The following is a 1,926-nucleotide window of genomic DNA, read 5'->3' as shown; positions in this document are numbered from 1 at the left end:
ACAGGAGAATCGCTGCTCTGTTTAAATTTTAGACTTTTGAGAAGAGAATGAGCCTGTCACTACCAGTAGAATATCTACTTATGGGACAGCCCCTTATTTTGTATTTCAAATGATTTTTCAGTGATTTTTCAGTAGAAGAGAAGATAATAAGAAGATGGCTATACATAAGGCTTGTTAGGGATGGCTGGACTGTTGACTCTCAAGCTGCTCAGCTGTAATGGTTGCCTGAGCGGGATCACGGGTGAGCAGGGTATGACAGAACATGCAGCGGTCTGTTTTACCAAGCATTTTGGTCAGTTTGTGGCATTCGGGACATTCCAGCTGAACAGCGCTCGTAGACAGCATGCCGGCCCAGAAGTAGATAGCCAGACTGGCCATCATCGAGATCAGGCCGATCACAAGTCCGATTGCCGCTGCTATCTTGCCGGCTGAACCCCAGAACACGATTCCTGCTGTTCCGGCAATCATCAGGCCCATTCCGAGCATTGTAAGCAGAAGTCCCCAGGTGCGAAAAGCGTTGATTTTAGCCGATTTAATCTTCATGAGTATTTGCTCCTAACTAAAATATAGTTGGGACATCCAGAAGGAACTGACATGAATATGTAGAATATTAATGTGTATGAGAATTATAACTGACGTGACGCGAAATCGCCAAATTTGATGGAGGGAAGCATGGAACTATCCAATTTGACCCTATTGAGTGGAGAAACGTTTGATGAAAGTGTCCTGGGCGCTGTAGTACTGAGGCAAAAAGGGAACGCCCCGTTTCAGAGCGCGCTGCTCCACGATTTTGATATGGTGGTGCTGATGCTGCACGCGGAGCAGGAGAAGGAGCGGGTATTGACCCATACCATTGCAGGTGAGAGACGGACACAGACGGTTCATGTCGGTATGCCTGCACTGGAAAGAGCCGTACTGGCCGGTGACAATAATGAATTATTAACGAGTCTTATGGTCGGCGAGGTGATTTGGGATCCCGAGGGAATCCTTGGAGAGATGCGGCGTGACATTCTCCGGTTTCAGGGTCCGCTCAAGGAACGGGTATTGTTTATGGAATTTGCCCGCTTCCTACATATGTATGTGAAGTCCAAGCGTTATATAGAAGCCCGGTGTACGATGGATGCATATAATTGTGTGCTTATGGCCTTGTATCATTGGGCCCGCATTGAAGTAAGCGAGGCAGGGTACTTCCCGAATCCAGCGGTGTGGGAGCAAGTGAAAAGTCTGAACACTCCGGTTCATAAGTTATATGAAGAACTTACAGTAAGCACCGAAACACTAGAGCAAAGAATCGAGCTTATTCTGCTTGCCTGTGAATTTGCCCTGATGTCCAAGATGTCAGACTGTTGCAGTCTGCTGCTGGACATTCTCGGGAGCCGCAAAGAATCATGGAGTATCAAGGAGCTGTTACAGCATTCCGGCCTCAGTCCGCTTGGGGCAGAACTGCCGCTGGTGCTTCGCAAGCTGGTGTCACGTTCACAGATAAGAGAAATTACAGCTTGGGCTGATGATGCTTCCGAAGGGCATGCGGTCCGCTACACATTATAAATATAGCTGAATAGGTTAATCTAAGGAGAGGAAGTGTACTCTCTTTTTTGTTTGTTTTTGTTTACAAATAAGACCGGAACAACCAAAAAACAAACCGAAATATTAAGGGTTGACTCGAGTGTTGAATCTGTGATAAATTATAACTCGTCCCTCCGACATACCAAGCTGCTGAAAGGCATATGGTGATCAACGGAAAAAAGAAATTAAAAAAAGATGTTGACAAAAACGAGGGCAACATGATATATTATAAAGGTCGCTGCTGACGAGAACATCGACAGTAACGACGAGCTTGATCTTTGAAAACTGAACAACGAGTGAGTATCGGAATTCACTTCGGTGATTCCAAATTAGAGAATGTAACATTCTCGTCAGATGTTT

2 protein-coding genes are annotated in these 1,926 nt (G+C 45.7%); one reads left to right on the top strand and one right to left on the bottom strand.

All coding sequences use genetic code 11. The features are described 5' to 3' along the window. Positions 1 to 174: 174 nt before the first annotated feature. Positions 175 to 543, bottom strand: coding sequence for a DUF2614 family zinc ribbon-containing protein (locus M2108_RS31240; RefSeq protein ID WP_277473356.1), 369 nt, complete (start codon positions 541 to 543; stop codon positions 175 to 177). 129 nt (positions 544 to 672) lie between these two features. Here M2108_RS31240 and M2108_RS31235 point away from each other — a divergent pair, with 129 nt between their 5' ends. Beyond that, positions 673 to 1,548, top strand: coding sequence for a nucleotidyltransferase-like protein (locus M2108_RS31235; protein ID WP_277473357.1), 876 nt, complete (start codon positions 673 to 675; stop codon positions 1,546 to 1,548). Positions 1,549 to 1,926 lie beyond the last annotated feature (378 nt).

It is taken from the genome of Paenibacillus sp. PastM-3, from assembly GCF_029893965.1.
Classification (GTDB): Bacteria; Bacillota; Bacilli; order Paenibacillales; family Paenibacillaceae; genus Paenibacillus_AQ.
Note: the sequence above shows the minus strand (reverse complement) of the source record. Positions and strands in the feature narration are given on the sequence as shown.